The sequence below is a fragment of the Streptomyces sp. NPDC057543 genome (assembly GCF_042801895.1).
In the GTDB taxonomy this organism is placed as follows: Bacteria; Actinomycetota; Actinomycetes; order Streptomycetales; family Streptomycetaceae; genus Streptomyces.
On record NZ_JBHVFF010000404.1, the window covers coordinates 1 to 5,878 of the forward strand.

4 protein-coding genes are annotated in these 5,878 nt (G+C 72.0%); all 4 read left to right on the forward strand.

Annotated features, from left to right (window positions below; translation table 11 throughout):
- Nucleotides 1-122: 122 nt before the first annotated feature.
- Complete coding sequence (locus ACFU8Q_RS38270; protein ID WP_384463823.1) at nt 123-536, forward strand: hypothetical protein; 414 nt, start codon at nt 123-125, stop codon at nt 534-536.
- A 103-nt stretch (nt 537-639) separates the two neighbouring features.
- On the forward strand, nt 640-2,742 hold the full coding sequence (locus tag ACFU8Q_RS38275; RefSeq protein WP_384463826.1) for an alkaline phosphatase family protein: 2,103 nt from the start codon (nt 640-642) through the stop codon (nt 2,740-2,742).
- Nucleotides 2,743-2,789: 47 nt separating this feature from the next.
- Nucleotides 2,790-4,901, forward strand: a complete 2,112-nt coding sequence (gene ligA / locus ACFU8Q_RS38280; protein ID WP_384463829.1) for an NAD-dependent DNA ligase LigA — start codon at nt 2,790-2,792, stop codon at nt 4,899-4,901.
- Nucleotides 4,902-5,095: 194 nt separating this feature from the next.
- Nucleotides 5,096-5,878, forward strand: a 783-nt coding sequence (locus ACFU8Q_RS38285) for a rod shape-determining protein (protein WP_384463832.1), incomplete at its 3' end; no start/stop codon positions are given.

Sequence of the window (5,878 nt, forward strand, 5' to 3'; positions counted from 1 at the left end):
GCGCACCGGCGTTCCGTGTCCGTACGCCGCACGCCCCCTCACTCCTCCCGCCCCCGCACGCGCCTTCTTGCGCGGGGGCCGGAGGGGTAGGGTCGCCGGTACGCCCAGCACGGGGGACGGCCATGGGGGACGCAATGGACGTACGGGTGGCGACCATCGCCAGTCTCACGCCGCTCGAGGAACTCGAGGGTGATCCGTTCCTCGTGGACACCCGCAGCCAGCACGACATGTGCGCCCGCTGGGCCGCCGACAAGGGATACGTCGTCACCCGGCAGCTGCGTTTCTACGGACTGCGCCCCGACCACCACGCCCTGTGGACGGACGTCGAGAGCGGCGAAGTCGAGGCGTTCGTCGCCGCCAACGACCGGGTGCTGGCGCGGGCCCTCACCTCGGTGCCGGAGTTCGCCGCGGAGTGCGAGCGGCGCGGCGTACGGCTGGAGATCGCGGGACTCGACGAGCCGTCGTACAGCGCCCGCACGAAGGCGAGCGTGCACCGCAGGCTCTCCATGCCGACCGCCGGATACGACGGCTGCTGACCGTCCCCCCCGGCCGCTGTCGCCGACGGTCCGCGGCCCCGCTGTGAAAAACTGGGGGGTCAGGGCCCGGAACGGCGGGGTCCGAACGTGAGGTGGTAACGGCGTGGGTGACGGGCGATGGCGAACAGCCGGCAACGCCCTGATGCGGGTGATTGTGGTCTGGGCGGTCTCGACGCTCACGATGCTGGCACTCGCCGGGATTCTGCCGGACTTCCAGCTCCAGTCGGAGAACGGCGACAGCATCACCAAGATCGCGTTCACCGCGGCCTGGGGCGCCGGAGCGTTCGGTCTGCTCTCCGCGCTGGTCTGGCCGGTCCTGGTACGGGCGCTGCTCATCGTGCCCGCACTCGTCCTCGGGATGCTCGTCTTCTTTCTGAACGGTTCGCTGCTGCTGCTCGCCCTGCGGCTCATACCGGACGGGCGCGGCGCCGCCAACCCGGAGACCGCGGTCGTCGTCGCGGCCGTGATGTCCGCCGTCGCCTCCGCGACCTCCACGGCGCTCGCCGTCCGCGACGACAACGCCTACCGGCGCCGTCTCTCCCGGCTGGCCGACCGCCGCAGACGGCGCAGCGGTGCCGACAGCGGGCGCAGCGGACCGCCCGGCACCGTGTTCATCCAGCTCGACGGCGTCGGCCACGACGTGCTCGTCAGCGCCGCCGGCTCCGGCCTGATGCCGACCGTCGCGCACTGGCTCGCGGACGAGAAGGGCCATCGGCTCACCCCCTGGCGCACCGACTGGTCCAGCCAGACCGGCGCCAGCCAGCTCGGCATCCTGCACGGCAGCAATCACGACATCCCCGCCTTCCGCTGGTACGAGAAGGAGACCGGCGACGTCATGGTCTCCAGCCGCCCCGCGAGCGCCCTCGAAATCCAGCGCCGGGCCATCGCCCGCACCCATGACGGGGGGCTGCTCACGGTCGACGGCGCCAGCCGCGGCAATCTCTTCAGCGGCGGCGCCGATCAGCTGGCGCTCGTCCTGTCCATGGCGGCCCGGCTCGGCAAGGGCCGCCGTTCCAGGTCCGGGTATTTCGCCTACTTCTCCGATCCGGCCAACGCCGTACGCACCGCGCTGTCGTTCGTCGCCGAGGTCTGCCGCGAGATCGGCCAGTCGACCCGGGCGCGGATACGGAAGGACACGCCCCGGATCAAACGCGGTGGGTTCTATCCCTTCATCCGGGCCTTCGCGACCGTTGTCGAACGTGATGTGGTGGTCGCCGCCGTCATGGGGGACATGTTCGCCGGACGCACCGCCGTCTACGCCGACCTGGTCGCGTACGACGAGGTGGCGCACCACTCCGGACCGCACAGCCGCGACGCGGAGAAGGTGCTCGCGCGCCTCGACCGCTCGCTAGCCCTGATCGAGAAGGTCGCCGAACACACCCCGCGCACCTACCGGATCGTGCTGCTCTCCGACCACGGACAGAGCCCCGGGGAGACGTTCGCGGGGGCGTACGGGCTGACGCTCAAGGACCTGGTGCGGGCCGGCTGCGGGCTGCCCGTGCCCCGTCGGGCGCAGCACACCCGCAGCGGTTCGGAGGCACGTGACGCGGTACGGATCGCCCTGCACCGTCGGCCGGTCGAGGAGGACGAGGCGGAACACCGCGCGAAGCCGTCCGACCCGGTCGTCCTCGCCTCCGGCAACCTCGGCCTGATCTCCTTCCCGGACATCGAGGGACGCGCCTCGCGCGAACAGCTCGACCGGAGCCGTCCCGCGCTGCTCGGTACCCTCGCCAACCACCCCGGCATCGGCTTTCTACTGGTCCGCAGCGAACGGTACGGATCGGTGGTCCTGGGCCGCGGGGGCATCGAGGTTCCGCTGTCGGAACTGCAGGACGGGCAGGGGCCGCTGGCGTCCTTCGGCCCGGGCGCGGCGGCCGCGGTGCGCCGCACGGACACCTTCCCGCACGTCGCCGACATCATGGTGAACTCGATGTACGACGAGGACACGGGCGGTGTGCACGCCTTCGAGGAGCAGATCGGCTCGCACGGCGGTCTGGGCGGCGAGCAGTCCCGGCCGTTCCTGCTGTGGCCGGCGGAACTGTCGGCGCCGGTGGCGAAGGGCACGGAACTGGTGGGGGCCGAGCGGGTGCACGGGGTGCTGCGGCGGTGGCTGCGGGAGTGCTCGGGGCCGCAGATCCCACTGGCGGCGCCCGGCGCGGTGGGTGGTGCCGACGAGACGGACGGAACGGTTCAGGCGGCCGGCTGAGGGCCGTCGTCCCTGCTGGGAGGGCGTTGTCAGTGGTGGGCGGCAGGATGGGGGACATGACGAACCCAGCTGTTGTGCTCGCCGATACCGCCGCCTACGCCGCCGCGGTCGAAGAAGCGTCGCAGGCCGCCGCCGCGTACTACGCCACCGGCGAGAGCACGCTCGACGACGATGCGTACGACCGGCTGGTGCGGGGGATCGCCGCATACGAGCAGAAGCACCCGCAGGAGGTGCTGGAGACGTCCCCGACCGGCAAGGTGGCGGGCGGGGCCGCGAGCGGCGACGTGCCGCACACAGTGCCGATGCTGTCCCTGGACAACGTCTTCTCGGCCGAGCAGTTCGCCACCTGGACGGCGTCGCTGGAGCGCCGGATCGGCAGGCCCGTCGCGGCGTGGAGCGTGGAGCCGAAGCTCGACGGACTGGCCGTCGCCGCCCGCTACCGGGCGGGCCGTCTGGAGCGGCTGATCACCCGGGGCGACGGCACCGCCGGCGAGGACGTCTCGCACGCGATCGGCACCGTGGCCGGCCTCCCCGAGCAGCTCACCGAGCCGGTGACGATCGAGGTGCGCGGCGAGATCCTCATGACGAACGAGCAGTTCGAGCAGGCCAACACCGTGCGCACCGAGCACGGCGGCGCCCCCTTCGCCAACCCGAGGAACGGCGCGGCGGGCACACTCCGGGCCAAGGACCGCGCGTACACGGTGGAGATGACGTTCTTCGCCTACGGTGCCCTGCCGCTCCCCGGCAGCGGCGAGCTGACCGACACCCTCGCCGAACTCCCGCACAGCGAGGTCCTGGAGTACGTCGCCGGGCTCGGCGTGCACACCGCGGCGGACACGGACGTGGCACCGCGCACCGCCACCACCGTCGAGGAGGTGCAGAGCCGGGTCGAGGACATAGCGGCGCTGCGTGCCTCGTTGCCGTTCGGCATCGACGGCATCGTGATCAAGGCCGACCTCGCGGCCGACCAGCGCGAGGCCGGTTCCGGGACCAGGGCGCCGCGCTGGGCCATCGCCTACAAGCTCCCCGCCGTGGAGAAGGTCACCCGGCTCCTCGACGTCGAGTGGAACGTCGGCAGGACCGGCATCATCGCGCCGCGCGCCGTGCTCGAACCGGTCGAGATCGACGGCTCGACCGTCAGCTACGCCACACTGCACAACCCGGCCGACATCACCCGCCGCGATCTGCGCCTGGGAGACCGGGTGATGGTCTACAAGGCGGGCGACATCATCCCCCGTATCGAGGCGCCCGTCGCCCATCTGCGGACCGGTGAGGAGCAGCCTGTCGTCTTCCCCGAGGCGTGCCCCCAGTGCGGCTCCGAGATCGATACCAGCGAGCAGCGCTGGCGCTGTGTCCGGGGCCGCGACTGCCGTCTCGTCGCCTCCATCTCGTACGCGGCGGGCCGCGACCAGCTCGACATCGAGGGCCTCGGCGCCACCCGGGTCGTCCAGCTCGTCGACGCCGGTCTGGTGGCCGACTTCGCCGACCTCTTCACCCTCGACCGGGAACAGCTGCTCGGCCTGGAGCGCATGGGCGAGACCAGCACCGACAACCTCCTCGCCGCCATCGAAACGGCACGGACCCAGCCGCTCTCCCGGGTCTTCTGCGCGCTGGGGGTACGCGGCACCGGGCGCTCCATGTCACGCCGTATCGCCCGGTACTTCGCGGACATGGACCGGATCAGGGCGGCCGACGCCGAGGCGCTCCAGCGGGTCGACGGGATCGGCAAGGAGAAGGCGGCGGGCGTCGTCGCGGAGCTGGTGGAGCTGGCCCCGCTGATCGAGAAACTGATGGCCGCCGGGGTCAACATGACGGAGCCCGGCGCGACGCCGCCGCCCGCACCCGGCGAGGAAGGCACGGAGGCGGCTGCCGCCACGGACGGAGAGGGGGCCGCCGGGCTGCCGCTGGACGGGATGACCGTGGTGGTGACGGGCGCGATGACCGGCGTACTGGAGAGGCTCTCCCGGAATCAGATGAACGAACTGATCGAGCGGGCCGGCGGGAAGTCCTCGTCCAGCGTCTCCAAGCGCACCACACTCCTGGTCGCCGGGGAGAAGGCCGGATCCAAGCGCACCAAGGCGGAGGACCTCGGCATCCGGATCGCCGCACCGGACGAGTTCGCCGAACTGATCGCCGGATACCTGCCGTCGGAGGTCTGAGGCAATACCCGGATACCTGCCGTCGGAGGTCGGAGGTAATACGGAGACCTCGCAACGCCCGAGCCCTTGGATTTTGCCTGGGAGTGGCTTTCTTTGCCTCCCTATTGCATAGTGAGGGCTCGGCCATGCCTCGCTATCAGCGGGTCCATGGATAGCTGAACGGCCACGGTGGCGAGCAGGGGGAGGAGGGGCGGATGCATTCGTCGCACGACGGACAGCGGCTCGGCCGGTCCGTCCGCCGGGAGTACCGCGGCCTCACCCGCGGTCTCGCCCTCGACCTGGGTAGTTCGCGGACCCGTGCCTGGATGCCGGGACACGGTGTCATCGCCGACACCGAGGCGTGCGGCGACTTCGGCGCCGAGCCGGGGCACGGCCGCCCGGTCCGGCGGGGACGCATCGTCGACCCCGTGTCCTGCAGCCGGATGCTCGGCCGTATCGCCGATACGGCCCTGGGCGCGGACCGCACCGACACCGTGATCGTCCTCAGCCACCCCGTCCTCGCCGGGTCCGAGCACCGCGCCGCGGCAAAGGAACTGATCGCCGCGCTCGGGCCGGTGAGGGTCATCGCCCTGGACAGCGCGCGGGCCGCCGCCGCGTGCGCCGGACCGCAGGACGGCGGCCCACTGCTCGTCGTCGACATCGGCGCCGAGCTGACCGAGGCGACGCTCCTCGTCGACGGACTGGTCCGTGACGCGCGCCAGGCCGAGACGGGAGTGAGCGACCTCGACCCCTCCGCGCCTCCCACCGCGGTCGTCCGTACCGTCCTGGACATGGTGACGGAGATGTGGAAGCAGGACCGGCACGGCGCCGTCCTGGGAGCCCTGCGCAAGGGCCCGCTGCTCGCCGGGGGCGGCGCCGCCCGCCCCGACATCACCGACCGGATAGCGGCCCGCCTCGGTGTTCCGGTACGTCTCGCGGACGACCCGGCGACCACGGTCGTACGCGGCGCCGGGCTGATCCTCAGCTCGGTGCTCCGC